We start from the raw sequence: 19,031 nt of genomic DNA on the forward strand, positions 1-19,031 counted from the left end.
AACGATCTGTTCTTATTTTAAAGTAAAGCTTACTCTTGCAAATAAAAACCTTCCACCAATTCCAAATTGTTGTGCTCTTCGAGACCAATCAAAACGACCATCACTTCTATTATTAAAAGCATCTTCTGCTCTGTCTGGATAGATATCAAATAAATTATTTGCCCCTATTGTAAATGTTAATGCATCTGTAGCTTTATACCCGACTGATAAATCAGTAACTAACTTTTCTCCAAAAACTTGTTGGTTCGCTATGGTCGTAGTCGCTTCTGTGACTTCTCCGAAATAAACATTTCTTAAAAAGAAAATTAACTTTTCTGAAGTAAGGCTATTAGATAAATTAAACTTAGTTCTTGGCACAGCCTCTTCAAGATAAACTCTACTATCTTCTGGAAAATAAGTATCTACTAAACCTGCATCTTGTAAAACTTGAGAAGCATTTATATCTCCTACTTTTTTAGTCTTTGAAAAAGTACCCGCTAAATCAGATTTAAGTCTCCAATTATCACCAAATGTTGCTTTATGTGTAATTACAATATCTAATCCTTTAGATTCTGTATCTATCGCATTTGCAAAGAATGACGCAGCCGTTGCATTAGCTTGACTCAAAAGATTGAACAATTCTAGTTGAGGACCTGAATACACTTTAACGTCACTACCAGAACCGTCATCTGCATCCGGCGTAGGCTCAAATTGACCTGTATACACCACCCTATCATTTATTTTTACAAAATACCCATCTACTGTAACTGTTAGATTAGCATTTGGAATTTTAGCGGTAAGCCCAAAACTAGCACTACTAGATGTTTCCTCTTTTAATTTAGGAATACCTAACAGTTTTGCTGCTCTACTATCATTAGCAAAAGTTCCTACTTCTTGCGGATCACCATTCTGATCAAATATGGTTGAAGTAGAATTAAAATTAATTTGATGCAAAGATGGTGCTCTAAAACCCGTATTTAAGGCTCCTCTAATATTTAGATTCTCTGAAGCTTTAACCCTTGAAGCTAATTTAAAATTTATCGTGGAACCAAAATCACTATAGTTTTCAAAACGAGTTGCAAAACTTAATAAAAATTTCTCAGTAACATCTGCTTCTAAATCAAGATATCCTGCAACACTATTTCTCCCTCTAGATAATTCATTCTTAGGGCCAAAACCTGGAAATACCTGAGAGCCTCCGGGTCTTGAATTGCCAAAGAAGTCTGAAGGCACTAATAATGCAGAATTTGAATTTGGGATTGTTTTATTGTCTCCATCTAAAACTGGACTACCGGCATCATCCCTAAGAATATCATCATAAGGATTATTTATATTTCCCGTACCATCATATAGACCATAGGAAGCCGGCTCACCCGCAACAATATCATAATTTTCAACTCTATATTCTGCGCCAAATGCTATGTTTAAGCCAGACATAACGTCTTCAAAAAACTGACTAACATCTAAATTAGAGGTATTCTGTGAAAATGAGAATCCACCAGCATCAAAAAACGTTGGTGAAGCATTTTCTAAAGAAGCATTAAATGTATTTCCTATAGTATACAAAAAAGAGTTTTTTCCATAAGTATTACTAAAATCCACACTCCAATCACCAATCATACCTTTTATTCCTACAGACAAAGATTGATCTTTGATTGTTGAATTAATTTCTGGTAAAAATCCATCAATATACGCAGGAGTAAAGGTTCTACTTTGATTTGGCAGTCTATAAAAACCTGCAGAATTACCGGTTCTTGAGCTGAGACCAGCAAAAGAATAAAGCTCCGTTCCGTTAGTATCTAATGGTAACGAGAAATTAGCAAATAAACGACCACCTCTTAAAGCTGATTGTCCTACACGCATATTATAATCACTTCTTTCCTTTCCTCTCGCTGCTAATTCTGCAGTTGTATTGTCTGCTGATAAAAGCGTTCTTAATTCATCTTTAGTAGCTGCTCCATTTCTATTAATTCCCGCCTGATCTGTATACTGAATTACATCAGCAACATCATTATCAAGTAAACTTGAAATATCATAACCGTCTGCACCTGCAACTCGTTCTACTGTATTATACAAATTAAAAATAGAACCCTCCCATTCATTCATTCTACCATAGGCTTCACGAACGTCAAAATCTCCTGAAAAATTTATAAATCCTCCATTTTCTCCAATGGGAAGTCCATAACTTGCAGCCACATTTGTTGTCTGCCCGTCTACTCCACCAGTTTGATCATTTGCATTTTTAGAGAAATTTGCTCCTGTTGTTACTGTAGCCGTTAACTCGTTTACACTTTTATTCAAAATAATGTTGATAACACCCGCAATAGCATCTGAACCATATTGTGCTGCAGCACCATCTCTTAAAACTTCAATACGTTGTATTGCTGCAGCAGGAATAGCATTTAAATCTGTTCCTACACTACCCCTACCAAATGTTCCGTTAACATTAATTAATGAAGAAGTATGTCTCCTTTTACCATTAATTAATACCAAAACTTGATCAGGACCTAAACCTCTCAAAGAGGCTGGATCAACATGGTCTGTACCATCTGAAATAGTTTGTGTATTTGAAGTAAACGATGGCGCTACATAATTTAATATTTGATTTAAATTTACCTGAGGCGCAATATTATTTAATTCCTTCATATTAATAACATCAACAGGGACCGTACTTTCTGTAGCTGTTCTATTTGGGTTACGAGAACCTACAATAACCACTTCTTCTAAGGCTAGACCCGATGCTAATCTAATTGTCATATTAGAATTTGCAACTGTAACATTTTTTGTTTCAAAACCTATATAAGAGACTATTAACATATCACCTACAGCTGCTTCGATACTAAAATTTCCATCAAAATCTGTAGTGGCTCCTGTTGTAGTTCCTTTTTTTACTATTGAAGCTCCTGGTAAAGGAACTCCTTCATCATCTAAAACTGTTCCCGTAATTTGGGCGTTAGAAAAACTTACGGCACTGAGTAAAACAATAAATAATAAGTACATTTTTTTCATAAGATAGTATTTGAGTTATTCTTGTATGAAGTTAGCATAAAATTATGTAATCCTCAACTTATTAAATAAATGTTAAAAAAAAATTTAATAGTTATTCAATAAATTACCTAATTCGTATTTTTATAAAAAATTATAATAAATGAACCCTATTCTTAATAGATTTTTGAGTTACGTAACTATTGACACTCAAAGCGACCCAAACTCATCAACAACACCGAGTACCGAGAAGCAATGGAATTTAGCCAATAAATTAGCCGAAGAATTAAAATTAATTGGACTAAGCGATGTTACCATCGATGAAAATGCTTACATCATGGCAACCCTTCCAAGCAATAGCACTGACGCCAGCATTCCTGTAATAGGTTTTATAGCGCATTTTGATACTTCGCCAGATTTTTCAGGAACGAACGTAAATCCACAAATTATTGAAAATTACGATGGAAAAGACATTGTATTAAATAAGGAAAAAAATATTATTCTTTCTCCAGATTATTTTGATGATTTACTTCAATACAAAGGACAAACTATTATAACTACAGATGGTACGACTCTTCTTGGTGCCGACGATAAAGCAGGAATTACAGAAATAGTTTCGGCGATGGAATATTTAATACATCATCCTGAAATAAAACATGGCACTATAAAAATAGGTTTTACTCCTGATGAGGAAATTGGTCGTGGAGCACATAAATTTGATGTGGAAAAATTTGGTGCAGATTGGGCGTATACTATGGATGGAAGTCAGGTTGGAGAATTAGAATACGAAAATTTCAATGCTGCTTCTGCTAAAATTGTAATTTCAGGAAAAAGTGTCCACCCTGGTTATGCCAAAGGAAAAATGATCAATGCGATAAGTATAGCCAATGAGTTTATGACTTTGTTACCCGAAAACGAAGTTCCTCAAAAAACAACGGGTAGCGAAGGCTTTTTTCATGTTCATCATATTTCTGGCGAAATAGAAAACGCAACGATTGAGCTCATCATAAGAGATCACGACAAGAGTCTATTTGAAAAACGCAAAGTACGTATAGCTACTATAAAAGAGCAACTAAACAAAATTCATGGCAACTGTATACATATTGAGGTAAAAGACCAGTACTTTAATATGAAAGAAAAGGTAGCTCCTGTTTATCATATTGTAACTACTGCAAAAGAAGCAATGGAATCCTTAGGCATTACTCCACTTATAAAACCAATCAGAGGAGGCACAGACGGATCTCAATTAAGTTTTATGGGGTTACCATGTCCTAATATTTTTGCTGGAGGACATAATTTCCATGGAAAGTATGAATATGTACCTTTAGAAAGCATAGAAAGTGCTATAAAAGTAATTGTAAAAATCTGTGAACTTACCGCTACAAAATCAAACCGATAGTGCGTAAAAATTAAAACTTGTAAAATGAAAAAAGCACCTAAAAAGGTGCTTTTTTTAAACGTATAAAAAATACAATTATTTTTTCTCAATTACTGCTGGAGCATTAAGCTTTGAGCTCATCTCTAAAGAAAGAGCAGAACGCTCAAACTTTATTTTCCCCGCTAAAGTTTCTATTACACAAGAATTATCTTTGTCGTTTAATTCAACAATCTTACCGTGCATTCCGCTTTTAGTAACAACTTTATCACCTCTTTTTAATTCAGCAGAAAATTTCTTTTCTTGTTTTTGCTTTTTTCTCTGAGGTGCAATCATAAAGAAATAAAATACTACGAAAATTGCAATCAGGGGTATAAATGGATATTTTTCTAACATGTAATTATGACTGTTTTAATGGCCCTACTGGAGCGCCACCTTTAGGGTTTACAAATGCTTTTATTCTTAATTGTTCTGATCCTTTTTCTGTATTTGCTGATACGGTAACTACTTTCTGTACCAAATTGTTTCCTGAACCATTATAATTTACTACCAACTCACCAGATTCTCCTGGAGCAATTGCACCTTTTGGAAACTTTGGAACTGTACAACCACAGGTGCTTTTTGCATCTGTAATAATTAGTGGAGCATCACCCGTATTTGTAAACTTAAAAACAGTTTCCTGTGGAGTATTTTGAATTATTGATCCAAAATCATGTTCAACCTTTTCAAAAGCCATAACAGGTAGCATTTTTGCTGCTGCATCTCTTTCCCCTGCTGCTTCAAGGTTTGAACTGTTGATTTTACTTGTTGCATCATCCTTACAGGACATTAAAACAACTACCAACAATAGATTTAACGTGATAACTATTTTTCTCATAACCGTTTAAATATTTAAAATTTTAATCAAAAATAAACAATATTATAATAAACCTCTGCCTATTTTGTTCAGTTTTCCTTCTTGTTGATATTCCTTAACTAATTTATCTAAAATACCATTTATGAATGTACTGCTCTTAGGAGTACTGTACTCTTTGGCCAATTCTAAATATTCATTTATGGTAACTCGTTCTGGTATCGATGGAAAATTTAATAATTCTGCAATGGCCATTTTTAATAAAATTGCATCTATATCTGCAATTCTATCCTTATCCCAATTAGGCGTTTTACCTTCTATTTCTTTGACCAATTTCTCATTTTGAAGTAGCGTTTTAGAAAGTAATCTTTTTGAAAACTCTACATCTTCTTGATCTTTAACTAAAGGAGGTAAGAAGTATGAATCTACGGCATCTGCTCTTGTCTTCTTCAAAAGCTTTAGAATAAATGTATTTACCAAAGGAATATCATCTACCCAAGTAAGTTTGTCATCCTCAAAATAATCGTAAATTTTTTCGTTTGGAGCAATGATATTCTTAAATAAATCTACCACAAGTTGCTTGTCTTCCTCAAAGGAAGATGACTCAGCGTACATGTACTTTGTGTAATAATCACTTGCGATAATCTCCTTATAAAGCAACTTTACATATTCATCATTTAAATACCAATTTTGCAGTTTTCTAATCTCAAGTTCTTCATCAAGAACCTTATTCTCAGAAATCATTTTTAAAAATCGGTTATTTACAAACTTCTTCTTATCATCAAATGAACTTGAAGAATTAGATAAATAAGATTTTGCAGAAAGTTCTACTTGATTTTTAGCCAAATGATGGATTTCTTTCATCAAACTCATCATCAATAAATACAAAGAATATGTATTTTCAATACTGAATTTCAAAAACTTTTGTTGTTTTTCTAAAGAATCATCATTGGAACGTGTTAATGCATAAATACATTGCATTACTTTTACTCGTACATGCCTTCTTGTAAGCATTTTTTAAAGAACTTAAATGGGTTAAACTTCGAGCGGCAAAAATAGAACTATATTTTTAATACTAGGTTATGGTTTGCTTATATCTTATCAGTTTTATAACATTTCATTTTACTTTAATCCCATATCTTTGCCTATCAGATTATAAAAATCAACAGTTTACAGCAACTAAGGCTTCATGAAGGAATTAAAATACATCAATAAATATTTAAAAAAGTATGGTACACAGCTACTTTTAGGGCTTATTATTACTATAATAGCTAGAGTATTCTCTTTAGTAACCCCCTCTTATGTAAAAAAATCTATTGAAGTTGTAGAAAAATACGGCAATAATAGCATAGATAGATCTGAGGCAAAAGAATTACTGTTAGAAAACATTCTTATTATTTTAGGGACCGCACTACTTGCTGCTTTGTTTACTTTTTTAATGCGACAAACCATTATAAAAGTATCTCGTTACATTGAGTATGATTTAAAAAACGAGGTTTTTGATCATTATCAGTTACTAAACCTTAATTTCTACAAAAAAAATAGAACAGGTGATTTAATGAATCGGATTAGTGAGGATGTAAGTGAGGTAAGAAATTATGCTGGTCCTGCACTTATGTATGGTATCAATACAATAACACTTTTTGCTTGTATTATACCCATAATGTTTATGACGGCTCCTAAATTAGCTTTATACACCTTAATACCACTCCCTATATTGTCGGTATTAATTTTTAACATTAGCAAAGTCATTCATAAGCGGAGCACCATTGTACAGCAATACCTTTCTAAACTTTCTACGTTTACTCAAGAATCCTTTTCTGGAATTTCTGTAATTAAAGCATATGGTTTAGAAAATAATATTAATAAAGAACTTACGGAGCTTGCCATAGAAGGTAAAAACAAAAGCATGAATCTTGCTAAAGTAAATGCTTGGTTTTTTCCGTTAATGGTTCTTTTAATAGGCATAAGCACCATTTTTGTTATTTATATTGGGGGTCAACAATATATTAATGGTGAAATAGAATCTGTTGGAGTTATTGCAGAATTTGTAATTTACGTAAACATGCTTACATGGCCAGTTGCAATAATTGGGTGGCTTACTTCTATTGTGCAACGTGCAGAAGCATCACAGAAACGTATCAATGAGTTTCTACACATTACCCCTACTATTAAAAATGAAGTTTTAGAACTAACACCATTACAAGGAAAAATTGAATTTAAAAATGTAACATTTACCTACGAGGACACAAATATTACTGCGTTAAAGAACATATCATTTACCATAGAGAAAGGCCAAACGGTTGCTATTATCGGAAAAACCGGCTCTGGGAAATCTACAATCTTAGATCTAGTTGCTCGTCTATATGATGTGAGTTCTGGTGAAATTCTATTAGATAATACGCCTATTAAAAATTTAAATTTAAATTCTATTCGTCAAGAAGTTGGCGCTGTACCACAAGATGCTTTCCTTTTTTCTGATTCTATAAAAAATAATATTAAATTTGGAAAAGAAAATGCTACCGATGAAGAAATTATTAAGGTAGCAAAAAAGGCCGTTGTTCATAAAAATATCATGGATTTTACTAAAAAATATGATACTATTTTAGGTGAAAGAGGTATTACTTTAAGTGGCGGACAAAAACAACGTGTTTCTATTGCTAGAGCTTTGTTAAAAGACCCTCAAATTTACTTATTTGATGATTGTTTATCTGCCGTTGACACAGAGACAGAAGAAGTAATACTTAAAAACCTGAAGAACGCATCTAAAAGCAAAACTACTTTATTGGTAAGCCATAGAGTATCCTCAGCAAAAAACGCCGATAAAATAATTATTTTAAAAGAAGGAAAAATATTACAAGAAGGAACACATACCTCTCTTATTGAGACAGATGGGTATTACAAGGATCTTTATCACACACAATTGATTGATAAAGAAAGCTAAAAAAAGTTGTTAGATTAGCATTTTTTTTCCATTTTTGAAGGCACACTATTAATTAACTATAGATTTTTTTAGCAATGGGGGAAAAAGAAATGATAGATCAGGAGGAAATATACTCCAAGGTCTTAAGAGCAGGACGAAGAACTTATTTTTTTGATGTAAGAAGCACAAAAGCAGGTGATTATTATCTTACTGTTACTGAGAGTAAAAAATTTACTCATGACGATGGGTCATTTCACTACAAAAAGCACAAAATTTACCTTTATAAAGAGGACTTTTCTGCGTTTAAAGAAAATTTAGACGAAATGATGAATTACATCATTGAAGAGAAAGGTTCAGAAGTTATCTCTGAGCGTCATCAAAAAGATTTCAAAAGAGAAGACGAAATAATGATTGAAAATGATGCACCAAAAGCTGCTACCGAAAGCTTCACAGATGTTAGCTTTGATGACATATAAAAATAATTGTAATGAATTATGATAAAAACGGCTCTTATTAAAGAGTCGTTTTTTATTTTTATAGAGGCTAACAAAACTACTCTATGAAAAAAATTCTCTTACTCACTCTTATTCTTGCAACTGCTGCACTTAAGTCTCAAGAAAAAGTAACTCTTGATTATTATTTACCTGCAAATATCACTTATAATGAAAATGTTCCTACTCCTCAATCTATAATTGGTCATGAAGTAGGAGAATGGCATATTACCCATGACAAACTAGTCTATTATATGCAAGCCTTAGCAGCCTCTAGTGACCGGGTAAACATTGAGAATCGCGGAGAAACATTTGAAGGCAGACCATTACTTTTACTCACGATTACTTCTCCTGACAATCATAAAAAAATTGATCAAATCCAAAAAGAACATTTAGAAATAAGCACCCAGGATGGTAGTGCCAAAAGTACAAATGACTTACCTGTAGTTGTATATCAAGGTTTTTCTATTCACGGTAATGAACCTAGTGGTTCTAATGCTGCTTTAGTCTACGCCTACTATTTAGCTGCTGCCGAAGGAGAAGAAATTGAACAACTATTAAAACATACCGTTATACTATTAGACCCTTCTTTTAACCCAGATGGCTTACAGCGTTTTGCTTATTGGGCCAACACCAATAAAAACGCTAATTTAAATCCTGACGGTAATGATCGTGAATATCATGAAGTTTGGCCCGGAGGAAGAACCAATCATTATTGGTTTGATATGAATCGTGATTGGTTGCCCGTACAACTACCCGAAAGTAGAGCAAGAATAGCAAGTTTTCATAAATGGATGCCTAATATCTTAACAGATCATCATGAAATGGGTACCAACTCCACATTCTTTTTTCAACCAGGAGAACCTAATAGAGTACACCCATTAACCCCAAAAATAAATCAAGAGCTAACTGCAGAAATTGGAACCTTTCACGCTAAAGCATTAGATAATATTGGATCTTTATATTATTCAGAAGAAGATTATGACGATTATTATTACGGTAAAGGATCTACTTTTCCGGATGTAAATGGAGGTATTGGTATTTTATTTGAACAAGCTAGTTCTCGCGGACACATTCAAGAAAGTGTTAATGGCATTCTTACCTTCCCCTTTACTATTCGCAACCAATTTGCCACCGCACTATCTACCATTGAAGCTGCTCAGCATATGCGGATTAAATTACTGCAGTACCAACAGCAATTTTTTAAAGACGCACTTATTGAAAGTTCAAAAAACAAAACCAAAACTATTATTTTTGGGGACAGCAAAGATGCTGCAAAATCTTGGCATTTAGCAGAAATATTACAGCGCCAGAAAATTAAATTTCATCAATTAAATACTGATGCTGTTATAGACGGTAAAACATTCAAAAAGGAAAATAGTTATGTTGTTCCCATGAATCAAAGAAATAGCCGTTTAATAAAAGCTATGTTTGAAAAGCGAACTACATTTACAGATAGTATTTTTTATGATATTTCTGCTTGGACATTTCCACTTGCTTTTAACTTAGATTATACAGAAGTAAACTCTTCTACTTATTTAGGCGAAGAAATAACTACTTTAAAAAATTTAACGGGTACAATTGGCAACCTTTCTAATTATGCATATGCCTTTGAATGGAATGAATATTATACCCCTAAAGCTTTAAATAAAATTTTAAACAAGGGTATTCGTGCTAAAGTAGGAAAGACTCCTTTTTCCGTAGAAGGTAAAAAGTATGATTATGGCGCTATTCTAATACCGGTACAAAATCAAGAGTTAGACCCTAAAGAATTACATGCTTTTTTAACAGAAGTAGCTCAAGAGAGCTTTATAAACATTGCTTCCATAGGAACAGGTCATACCGTTGGTATTGATTTAGGCAGCAGCAGTTTTGAAAGTTTAAAAAAACAAGAGATCGCAATTATCGTAGGTAACGGAATTACATCTTATGATGCAGGCGAAATTTGGCATCTATTTGATCAGCGTTATGACATTAAATTAACGAAACTAGATACTGATTATTTTAGCAGAATTAATTTAAGTCGCTACACGGCAATAATAATCCCTAATTCATATAAAGGATTAGACAAGAATTCTACAGAAAAATTAAAAACTTGGGTTAAAAATGGAGGTACAGTAATTGGCTACAGAGGTACCACTGAATGGTTAGCAAAAAATGAATTTATTGACTTAAAATTCATAAAAGATACTTTAGTCGCTAAAGATATTAGCTATGAACAAAAAAAGAAATTTTCTGGTGCTCAAGTTACCGGAGGAGCCATTTTCGAGACTAAACTTGACCGTTCACACCCTATAAACTTTGGATATAAAAATAACAAATTACCTATTTTCAGAAATACAAATAGTTATATAGAACCTAATAAAAGTAGTTACAATAACCCTATACAATATACCAATTCCCCATTACTGAGTGGTTATGTTTCTGAAGAAAAATTAGAACTACTTAAAAACAGTGTGCCTTTTCAAGCACAGCGTTTAGGAAGGGGAAAAGTTATTGTATTTACAGACAATACTAATTTTAGAGCATTCTGGTATGGTACAAATAAACTATTAATGAATGCTATTTTCTTTAGCGAAATTTTATAGGTCTTAACAAAAGCATCTTCTTAAATAAAAGAGGATGCCTTTTAACTTGTTTTGGTATAGAACAGATTATAAATAAATACCATTAAAGAAATCAAAATACCTGTTATTAAATCTAAATTAAAGAGATAAGATATACCTATAATAAGTCCGTAATATATTGGATAAACAAGTACAGCATAAGCAAACCTAAAGGTGCTTAAAAATGCTACTTCTTTTATTTTAGATTGTATAAATTGATTCCAAATTAATAGTACTGGAAAATTAAGAATGTTGTATATCCATTTCTTTAAAACGTCAAAAACATTAGCTTCCGTAATTGTTTCTGGTAGTTTTGATATCGAAGATAAATAAAGTAATTTTTCATTTACTTCTTTTGGTTTTGTATAATCTGCTCCAAATGCAGCTAACTTCTGAATTGTAAAATCATACCTTAAATCATCTGGAATATGTGTAGTAAGTGTGGTTAATGATTTAAAAACTTGGTTTTTAATTTCCTGCATTGAAGCATTTTTATCTTTAGGATTAAAAAATTGCCTCACAGAAATTGGAGTTCCATAATATATGGATGCACTGTCTGGAAATTTATCTGCAGCTTGATAATTTAACCCTACAGGTACTAATTGAATATCCAATGCTGGATTAACCTCTAAAGCATTTAAAATAATACGTGTAAATCCTTTACTTAAGGGCCTAACACGCCGATTTAAATTATGATTTGCTTCCGGAAATACAACTAATGCGCCATTTTTAGCTAATAAATTTGAGCAATAATCAAAAGTTTCTTGATTATTTTTCAAAGAAGCAATTCCATCTCTAATCCTATAAATCGGAATCATTTTACAAAAAGAAAAAATGCTTTTTAAAATAAAATTTTTAAAAACATCAGACCGTGTTAAAAAATAAGGACTACGCTTACAATTGGTACCCACCAAAATAGTGTCTAAAAAAGCATTTTGATGGTTCGGAAGAAAAATAACAGGCTTATCTTTTGGAATATTAGCCAAGCCATGATGCGTAATTTTTTTAAAATAAAACCATAAAAACATTCCTATAAAGAATCGAACGACTAAGTATCCTATTTTTTTCAAGCTATTTCTTCTTTTCTTATTATTTTTTTTGAATGCCAAAAACCAGCCAGGATTAATCCAGAGATTAAATGCCAGATTCCCCAAAAAGCAGCTAATAAAGCCATACCGCCTAAACCATCAAAAAAAGTAAATATTAATAACAACCCCAGTCCTGAATTCTGAATTCCAGTTTCTATGGTTATAGTTCTCGTATTTTCTACGGATAATCTAAACAATTTTGCTATAGAAAAACCTGTAATAAATGCTATTAAATTATGGAGAACCACAATCCCAAAAACGTAAAAAATATAGTCTAAAAATATAATTCGGTTTTTATACAGTGCTAAGAAGATTAATATTATAAAAAACAAAAGTGATACTATTTTTAAGACTTTAGCTATTCTTTTTGCAATTTTTGGTTTAAAATAATTTACTATCATTCCTAAGACCAAAGGTACCCCCAATAATAGAAAAACCAATTTCATCATTGCTCTTGGTGCTATGGAAACGTCTTTTAAAAGTAATGCTGTAGGATCATATAATGAACTCCAAAATTCAAGATTTAATGGCGTCATCAAAACAGCTAATAAAGTTGCTATTGCTGTTAAAGAAACAGATAGTGCCGAATTACCTTTCGCTAGATGTGCAATAAAATTAGAAATATTCCCTCCAGGACATGCTGCCACCATAAACATTCCCATAGCGATACTAGGGTATGGTTTTATAATGAAGATTAATAGGAATGTCACGAGAGGCAGAAGAATAAATTGACTAAAAACTCCGACAAAAATAGCTTTTGGTTTTTTAATAACGTCTTTAAAATCGGTTAGAGATATCTCAAGAGAGATTCCAAACATTACCAGAGCTAAAGCAATATTTAAAATCCATAACGATGGTTCGCTAAAGTTTATATGAATACTATCTACACTGTTTTCCGTCAAAAGCTTATGATATCTTAAGTCCGTTTGCTACTTTCAATCCTGGATGAAGTAAGGTAACATCTTTCTTATCAACAGCGCCTAATACTAAGCATTCACTCATGAAATTTGCTATCTGTTTTTTCGGGAAATTAATCACAGCGACTATTTGTCTTCCTAAAAGTTCTTCTTTTTTATATACCGTTGTGATCTGGGCAGATGTTTTCCTGATACCTAATTCAGTTCCAAAATCAATTTCTAGTTTATAGGCAGGATTTCTAACTTCCGGAAAATCATTTACAGAAATTATAGTTCCTACGCGCATATCTATTTTAGAAAAATCAGACCAATTTATCATTTCCATATCAGGTTAAAGGTTTTTAGCTAAGCCTACCAAATTAAATATAAGCCGTGATTAAAACAACTAATCGTATAAAAACAAAACTAGAAACACCAATTAAAGCTATATCCTCTTAAAAACTACCAATTCATTCTGTTTATCAAACCCTTAATCTGTGCTAAATGATGATTCCCATGCCAAGCGTACTTACCCACATTTTCTGCAACAGAAACTCGAGTCTTACCTTCTGGATGCAAGTACACTTTCTTAAGATCTGAAGCAGGTAACCCTTTAAGCATGTACACTAATTTAGCATGTAGCGCAACTAGATAAGTAAGAGATAACGCTATAGGCGCTGTTCGTGCATCAAAAAGAGCGCTCCAATCTTTCTCTTCATAAGCTTTTATCAATGGCTCATCTTCTGTTAAAGCCCATTTAAAACGAGTATAACTATGATGGTGGCTATCTGCGATGTGATGTATTAATTGCCTAAGCGTCCAACCACCAGGTCTATACGGCGTTTCTAATTGCTCAGAAGTAAGTGTGCTTACTAAAGAGTTAATTCGTTCGGGTAGCAACTGTAGCTCTAAAATCCATAATTTCAGTTGTTGCTCAGTAATCGTATCAGGGCAAGTAAATTTCCCAATAGGATACTTAAGTTGTTCTAATTGTAGCTCCGTCATCCCTTAAAAGTAATAAATTTTAATACATTTTTAACCTCATTTTCTGTTTTTTGAGTCTTTAATCCACTAATTTTATGGGATACTAATTTTCAAACTAAAAAACATAGAATATGGCAACAATACGATTAGGAGATGTAGCTCCAGATTTTACAGTAGATAGCTCAATGGGTATGATTAATCTTTATGATTATTTAGGAGACTCTTGGGGTATACTTTTTTCTCATCCTGCAGATTTCACTCCAGTATGTACAACAGAATTAGGTACTGCAGCAAAATTTAAAGATGAATTTGACAAGCGTAATGTAAAGATGTTAGCTTTAAGCGTTGATAGTGCTGCTTCTCATGCTGAATGGATTAAAGACATTAATGAAGTACAAAATACAGAAGTAAATTTCCCGATTCTGGCAGATGAAGATCATAAAGTATCAGATTTGTATGATATGATTCACCCAAATGCCAATAATACATTAACGGTACGTTCGGTATTCATCATTGCACCAGATAAGACCGTTAAACTTATTTTAACTTATCCTGCATCAACAGGTCGTAATTTTTATGAATTAGTTCGTGTCATAGATTCATTACAATTAACCGCTTATCATAAAGTAGCCACACCTGCTAACTGGAAAAATGGAGATGACGTTGTTGTTAGTCCTGCTATTAAAACAGAGGATGCTAAAAAAATATTTACAAAAGGGGTAGAAGAGATTAAGCCCTATTTAAGAATGACACCACAGCCAAATATCTAGAAATTAGAAAATTATTGTAAATAAATGGTTATTAAAAAAATATAAGTGCCAAAAAATCACTGTGTTAATTTTATATGTATTACATTTGTAGCATAATTAATTTTTTTAATATTTTATAATGAATAAAGGAACAGTAAAATTTTTCAATGATTCTAAAGGTTTTGGATTTATCACTGAAGAAGGCTCAAGCGAAGACCATTTTGTACACATCTCTGGTTTAGTAGATGAAATTCGCGAAGGTGATGTTGTAGAATTTGAATTACAACAAGGAAAAAAAGGATTGAACGCAGTAAACGTAAGAGTACTATAATACATACGTAAATTTTTTTTTATTAGAAGCCCGACCTTTTGGTTGGGCTTTTTTATTGCGCAAAAGTCTAAAATAGCAAACCCTTTATTCTTCTGATAAAAAAAACTTACAAAATATTTAAATTATTTACTAAATAGACGCAACTATTTCACAGGTTAAGTATCTAGCAATTATAAAAGAGTTCTCCCAAAACAATTTTTAGTTGAAATAAACCTGACCATATGAATACATTTTTTGGAATTTTATCGCTTTTAATATTTGTTAATATTGTTTTACTTCTCCTTAGTGTAAACAATTCTAAAACAAAAAATAAAATAATAGTAGGGTTTAAGCGTTTGAAAGTGTTAAACAGACATACGAACATTCTTAAACAATAATCTTATGGGCACCTTCTTTAGTATCTTAATGATTTTAGTACTGATTAATACACTATTACTTATAATTAGTGTAAACAGAAAATCGAATAAAATATAAAAAGGGCTCCAAATTGGAGCCCTTTTACTTTTCTAGTACTAACAGAAATATTTTATTAGCTAATTTTCATTAATTCTACATCAAAAATTAGTGTAGCATCTGGTGGTATTACTCCTCCTGCTCCTGCACTACCGTATCCTAAATCTGAAGGGATAACAAATCTTGCCTTATCACCCACTTGTAATAAGCAAATACCTTCATCCCATCCTGCGATTACTTGACCAACACCAACTTGAAAATCTATTGGTTCTTTTCTCTTATAAGAAGAATCAAAAACGGTTCCGTTAATTAAAGATCCTTCATAATGAACAGAAACTTGCATTCCTGCTTCTGCTTTTTTACCATTCCCTTTTTGAATGATTTTATAACGTAAACCACTTTCTGTTTCTTCAAAACCAGCAGAAATCTCATCCAATTCAGATGATTTTTTTGCTCTTTCTTCTTCTATTCTTTTTGCTCTAGATCCTTCAAAAGTTCTAAAAGCTTCAACTGCATTAAATGCTTCTGCTTCTGCCCCTACTCTAACAATTTCTAAAGAGTCTATCTTATCACCTTGCTTAATAGCATCAACAATATCCTGTCCTTCTACAACATTACCAAAAACAGTATGTTTATTATCTAACCAAGGAGTAGCTATATGCGTAATAAAAAACTGACTACCGTTGGTTCCAGGACCTGCATTTGCCATTGACAAGACTCCAGGACCATCATGTTTCAAATCTACATGAAACTCATCATCAAACTTATATCCAGCATCACCTGTTCCTGTTCCTTGAGGACAGCCACCTTGAACCATAAAATCAGGAATCACTCTGTGAAATTTAAGTCCGTCATAATATGGTGTTCCTTGAGGCTTTACTTTATTCTCTAAATTACCTTCAGCTAAGGCTACAAAATTACCTACTGTTCCAGGTGTTTTATCGTGAGTCAATTTTACTAAAATCTCCCCTTTTGAAGTATTGAATTTTGCGTAGATTCCGTCTTTCATTTTACTTTTTTTTGTGAGCGACAAAGGTAGTATTTTGTTTTGGGTAAAAAAACTCTTTACATTTTTTACCACAGCTATATTATTCAAAAAAAAAGGAGCCTTTTAGGGCTCCTTTTTTAACTACTTATTTCTATACTTTTTTTTTACCAAATTCTTACTCTATTTTCTGGTGCCAGATACATAGAATCTCCTGGCTTAATACTAAATGCCTCATAAAAAGCATCAATATTTTGAAGAGGTTGCGTAGCTCTATATTTTCCAGGCGAATGTGGATCTGTTTTTATCTGTGTACGCAAAGCATCTTCCCTTGATAAGGTACGCCATACAGTTGCCCAAGACATAAAGAAGCGTTGTTCCGCAGTAAACCCATCAATTGGATCTGGCTTACCATTTTCTTTAAAATATTGTTGCAATCCGTCATAAGCACCAAGAACACCACCAAGATCTCCAATGTTTTCTCCTAAAGTAAACTTACCATTAATATGTACACTATCAAGAACTTCAATTTGATCATATTGATCAGCCAAAGCGCCACTACGATCGGTAAACTTTGCTAAGTCTTCATCTGTCCACCAGTTTGAAAGATTACCGTTGGCATCAAAACGAGCTCCACTATCATCAAAAGCGTGAGATATTTCATGACCAATAACAGCCCCTATACCACCATAATTAACAGCGTCATCTGCCAAGTAATCATAAAATGGAGGTTGTAAAATTGCTGCAGGAAAAACTATTTCATTATTTAATGGATTAAAATAAGCATTCACCGTTTGCGGAGACATCCCCCATTCTGTACGATCAACAGGTTCGCCTATTTTAGCTAAATTTTTAGCTTTTCCCCATTCTTGAATTGCAGTCATATTATCAAAATAACTATCTTCCTTCTTAACGTCCATTGTAGAGTAGTCTTCCCACTTATCAGGATAACCAATTTTTACAGTGAATTTGTCTAGTTTCTCTATCGCCTTTATTTTTGTAGAATCACTCATCCAATCTAGCACTTTAATACGGGATTGAAAAGCAGCAATAATATTGTGAATCATTGTTTCTGCTTTCGCTTTGGCTTCTGGCGGAAACATCTCATCAACATATAATTGCCCTAAAGCTTCACCTACAGTATTATTTACGGTAGCTAACGCTCTTTCATCTGCAGGTCTTTGCTTTTGGTCTCCACTTAAGTATTTACTATAGAATTCCCAATCTATAGTTTCTATTTCTGTTGTTAACCTACCTGCAGCACTATTAAAGGTATCCCAAATAACAAGAGTTTTTATATCTTCTAAAGGTGTCTTTTCTAAAAAATTATTTAATTGCTGTATATACTTAGGTTGCGTTACAATAAGAGTATCCACTTGTTTTTTTATTCCCATATCATCCATCAATTTCTTAAGACTGATCGCAGGAATAAGACTTTGTGCTTCTTGAATAGTTTTGGGATTGTTAAAATTACGAGCATCACGACTTGCTACTTTATCCAATCTTGGCTCTGCTAATGTAGTTTCCATAGCCAGAATTTTGACAGCGGATGCATTGGCTATTTCTACATTTTCCCCTAAAATTTGAAGCATTTTTGAAATATGTTCCACATATTTTTCACGAATTTCTTTAGATTTTGAATCTTGATCTAAATAATAATCACGATCTGGTAATCCTAAGCCATTCTCTCCTAAATAAACAGCATTCATTTTACTATCACCCAAATTAGCAAAAGTACTAATACTCATAAATGGAGCGCTTGCTACTGGATTTGTAGCTAATAATGTTTGTAATTCCACTATATTTTTTACGTTTTTAATTGCGTCTATAGTTGGCTGCAAGGGAGCAATACCTAATTTATCTCTTGATACAGTATCCAATTTAGAATCAAAAATAAATAGCGCTTTAGCTTGATCAGTGGTAGGAGCATAGGTATTACTTTCTTTAGCTTTCGCTATAATTTTTAGCACATCTGCATCTGTAGATTTTCTTAAGACACTAAAGCCTCCCCAACTTGATCTATCTTCTGGTATTTTTGTATTCTTTAACCAATTACCATTTACAAACTCATAGAAATTTGTTTTTGGACTTATAGTGGTGTCCATATTAGCTAAAATAATACCTCTTGAGGGTTCTTTAGCCGCTGTTTCAGATTTTTTATTCTTACAAGAATATGTTAGACAAATTCCTAAAAGAGCAATAATAATTTTGTTTTTCATCTAATGAAATTTAAAAATTTAATAAGCATTTCTGATCGTAATTGCAAAATACAAGGTTTTGCTAAGCACGAGTAAATATACTACAAACACATTATTTATTTGCTGTAAAACAGC

General features: G+C 32.6%; 16 protein-coding genes. 6 read left to right on the plus strand and 10 right to left on the minus strand.

Features of this window, described 5'->3' with window-relative positions; all coding sequences use genetic code 11:
• Nucleotides 1-12: 12 nt before the first annotated feature.
• Nucleotides 13-2,988, minus strand: a complete 2,976-nt coding sequence (locus tag CELAL_RS01720; RefSeq protein WP_013549186.1) for a TonB-dependent receptor — start codon at nt 2,986-2,988, stop codon at nt 13-15.
• A 139-nt stretch (nt 2,989-3,127) separates the two neighbouring features.
• Here CELAL_RS01720 and pepT point away from each other — a divergent pair, with 139 nt between their 5' ends.
• The gene (pepT, locus tag CELAL_RS01725; protein ID WP_013549187.1) at nt 3,128-4,363 is read left to right on the plus strand and encodes a peptidase T; all 1,236 of its coding nucleotides are present in this window, start codon (nt 3,128-3,130) and stop codon (nt 4,361-4,363) included.
• Between the two features lie 75 nt (nt 4,364-4,438).
• Here pepT and yajC read toward each other — a convergent pair whose 3' ends face one another.
• The 3 genes from yajC to nusB are packed head-to-tail and all read right to left on the minus strand — an operon-like array spanning nt 4,439 to nt 6,206.
• Nucleotides 4,439-4,735 (minus strand): preprotein translocase subunit YajC, encoded by a 297-nt coding sequence (gene yajC, locus CELAL_RS01730; protein ID WP_013549188.1) that lies wholly within the window; start codon nt 4,733-4,735, stop codon nt 4,439-4,441.
• A gap of 4 nt (nt 4,736-4,739) precedes the next feature.
• On the minus strand, nt 4,740-5,216 hold the full coding sequence (locus CELAL_RS01735; protein WP_013549189.1) for a DUF1573 domain-containing protein: 477 nt from the start codon (nt 5,214-5,216) through the stop codon (nt 4,740-4,742).
• A 42-nt stretch (nt 5,217-5,258) separates the two neighbouring features.
• Entirely contained in the window at nt 5,259-6,206 is a 948-nt protein-coding gene (gene nusB, locus CELAL_RS01740) for a transcription antitermination factor NusB (protein WP_013549190.1), read from the minus strand.
• A gap of 175 nt (nt 6,207-6,381) precedes the next feature.
• Between nusB and CELAL_RS01745 the strand changes: the two genes are divergently transcribed.
• The 3 genes from CELAL_RS01745 (at nt 6,382) to CELAL_RS01755 (ending at nt 11,194) form a co-directional block, all read left to right on the plus strand.
• The gene (locus CELAL_RS01745; RefSeq protein ID WP_013549191.1) at nt 6,382-8,136 is read left to right on the plus strand and encodes an ABC transporter ATP-binding protein; all 1,755 of its coding nucleotides are present in this window, start codon (nt 6,382-6,384) and stop codon (nt 8,134-8,136) included.
• A gap of 74 nt (nt 8,137-8,210) precedes the next feature.
• A complete protein-coding gene (locus CELAL_RS01750; protein WP_041557419.1) occupies nt 8,211-8,591 on the plus strand; it encodes a PUR family DNA/RNA-binding protein in 381 nt (126 codons plus the stop codon).
• Between the two features lie 83 nt (nt 8,592-8,674).
• The gene (locus CELAL_RS01755; protein ID WP_013549193.1) at nt 8,675-11,194 is read left to right on the plus strand and encodes a M14 family metallopeptidase; all 2,520 of its coding nucleotides are present in this window, start codon (nt 8,675-8,677) and stop codon (nt 11,192-11,194) included.
• A gap of 41 nt (nt 11,195-11,235) precedes the next feature.
• Here CELAL_RS01755 and CELAL_RS01760 read toward each other — a convergent pair whose 3' ends face one another.
• The 4 genes from CELAL_RS01760 to CELAL_RS01775 form a co-directional block, all read right to left on the minus strand.
• On the minus strand, nt 11,236-12,282 hold the full coding sequence (locus CELAL_RS01760) for a lysophospholipid acyltransferase family protein (RefSeq protein ID WP_013549194.1): 1,047 nt from the start codon (nt 12,280-12,282) through the stop codon (nt 11,236-11,238).
• Nucleotides 12,279-13,202, minus strand: a complete 924-nt coding sequence (locus tag CELAL_RS01765; RefSeq protein ID WP_013549195.1) for a bile acid:sodium symporter family protein — start codon at nt 13,200-13,202, stop codon at nt 12,279-12,281. The genes CELAL_RS01760 and CELAL_RS01765 overlap by 4 nt, the downstream gene beginning before the upstream one ends.
• A gap of 4 nt (nt 13,203-13,206) precedes the next feature.
• Entirely contained in the window at nt 13,207-13,536 is a 330-nt protein-coding gene (locus tag CELAL_RS01770) for a tRNA-binding protein (protein ID WP_013549196.1), read from the minus strand.
• 122 nt (nt 13,537-13,658) lie between these two features.
• A complete protein-coding gene (locus CELAL_RS01775; protein WP_013549197.1) occupies nt 13,659-14,201 on the minus strand; it encodes a YfiT family bacillithiol transferase in 543 nt (180 codons plus the stop codon).
• Between the two features lie 110 nt (nt 14,202-14,311).
• Here CELAL_RS01775 and CELAL_RS01780 point away from each other — a divergent pair, with 110 nt between their 5' ends.
• A complete protein-coding gene (locus tag CELAL_RS01780; RefSeq protein WP_013549198.1) occupies nt 14,312-14,950 on the plus strand; it encodes a peroxiredoxin in 639 nt (212 codons plus the stop codon).
• 118 nt (nt 14,951-15,068) lie between these two features.
• Nucleotides 15,069-15,260, plus strand: coding sequence for a cold-shock protein (locus CELAL_RS01785; RefSeq protein ID WP_013549199.1), 192 nt, complete (start codon nt 15,069-15,071; stop codon nt 15,258-15,260).
• 529 nt (nt 15,261-15,789) lie between these two features.
• On the opposite strand, the gene CELAL_RS01790 is transcribed toward CELAL_RS01785, so the two are convergent.
• Nucleotides 15,790-16,722, minus strand: a complete 933-nt coding sequence (locus CELAL_RS01790; RefSeq protein WP_013549201.1) for a peptidylprolyl isomerase — start codon at nt 16,720-16,722, stop codon at nt 15,790-15,792.
• Between the two features lie 143 nt (nt 16,723-16,865).
• Nucleotides 16,866-18,917 (minus strand): M13 family metallopeptidase, encoded by a 2,052-nt coding sequence (locus tag CELAL_RS01795; RefSeq protein ID WP_013549202.1) that lies wholly within the window; start codon nt 18,915-18,917, stop codon nt 16,866-16,868.
• Nucleotides 18,918-19,031: the final 114 nt, after the last annotated feature.

It is taken from the genome of Cellulophaga algicola DSM 14237 (assembly GCF_000186265.1).
In the GTDB taxonomy this organism is placed as follows: Bacteria; Bacteroidota; Bacteroidia; order Flavobacteriales; family Flavobacteriaceae; genus Cellulophaga; species Cellulophaga algicola.

Bases quoted from the DNA above. Each gene is read 5' to 3' on its own strand.
- CELAL_RS01795 (WP_013549202.1), bottom strand. From the start codon at position 18,917: ATGAAAAACAAAATTATTATTGCTCTTTTAGGAATTTGTCTAACATAT.
- CELAL_RS01735 (WP_013549189.1), bottom strand. From the start codon at position 5,216: ATGAGAAAAATAGTTATCACGTTAAATCTATTGTTGGTAGTTGTTTTA.
- CELAL_RS01785 (WP_013549199.1), top strand. From the start codon at position 15,069: ATGAATAAAGGAACAGTAAAATTTTTCAATGATTCTAAAGGTTTTGGA.
- CELAL_RS01745 (WP_013549191.1), top strand. From the start codon at position 6,382: ATGAAGGAATTAAAATACATCAATAAATATTTAAAAAAGTATGGTACA.
- CELAL_RS01775 (WP_013549197.1), bottom strand. From the start codon at position 14,201: ATGACGGAGCTACAATTAGAACAACTTAAGTATCCTATTGGGAAATTT.
- pepT (WP_013549187.1), top strand. From the start codon at position 3,128: ATGAACCCTATTCTTAATAGATTTTTGAGTTACGTAACTATTGACACT.
- CELAL_RS01780 (WP_013549198.1), top strand. From the start codon at position 14,312: ATGGCAACAATACGATTAGGAGATGTAGCTCCAGATTTTACAGTAGAT.
- CELAL_RS01720 (WP_013549186.1), bottom strand. From the start codon at position 2,988: ATGAAAAAAATGTACTTATTATTTATTGTTTTACTCAGTGCCGTAAGT.
- nusB (WP_013549190.1), bottom strand. From the start codon at position 6,206: ATGCTTACAAGAAGGCATGTACGAGTAAAAGTAATGCAATGTATTTAT.
- CELAL_RS01750 (WP_041557419.1), top strand. From the start codon at position 8,211: ATGGGGGAAAAAGAAATGATAGATCAGGAGGAAATATACTCCAAGGTC.
- CELAL_RS01755 (WP_013549193.1), top strand. From the start codon at position 8,675: ATGAAAAAAATTCTCTTACTCACTCTTATTCTTGCAACTGCTGCACTT.
- yajC (WP_013549188.1), bottom strand. From the start codon at position 4,735: ATGTTAGAAAAATATCCATTTATACCCCTGATTGCAATTTTCGTAGTA.
- CELAL_RS01790 (WP_013549201.1), bottom strand. From the start codon at position 16,722: ATGAAAGACGGAATCTACGCAAAATTCAATACTTCAAAAGGGGAGATT.
- CELAL_RS01770 (WP_013549196.1), bottom strand. From the start codon at position 13,536: ATGATAAATTGGTCTGATTTTTCTAAAATAGATATGCGCGTAGGAACT.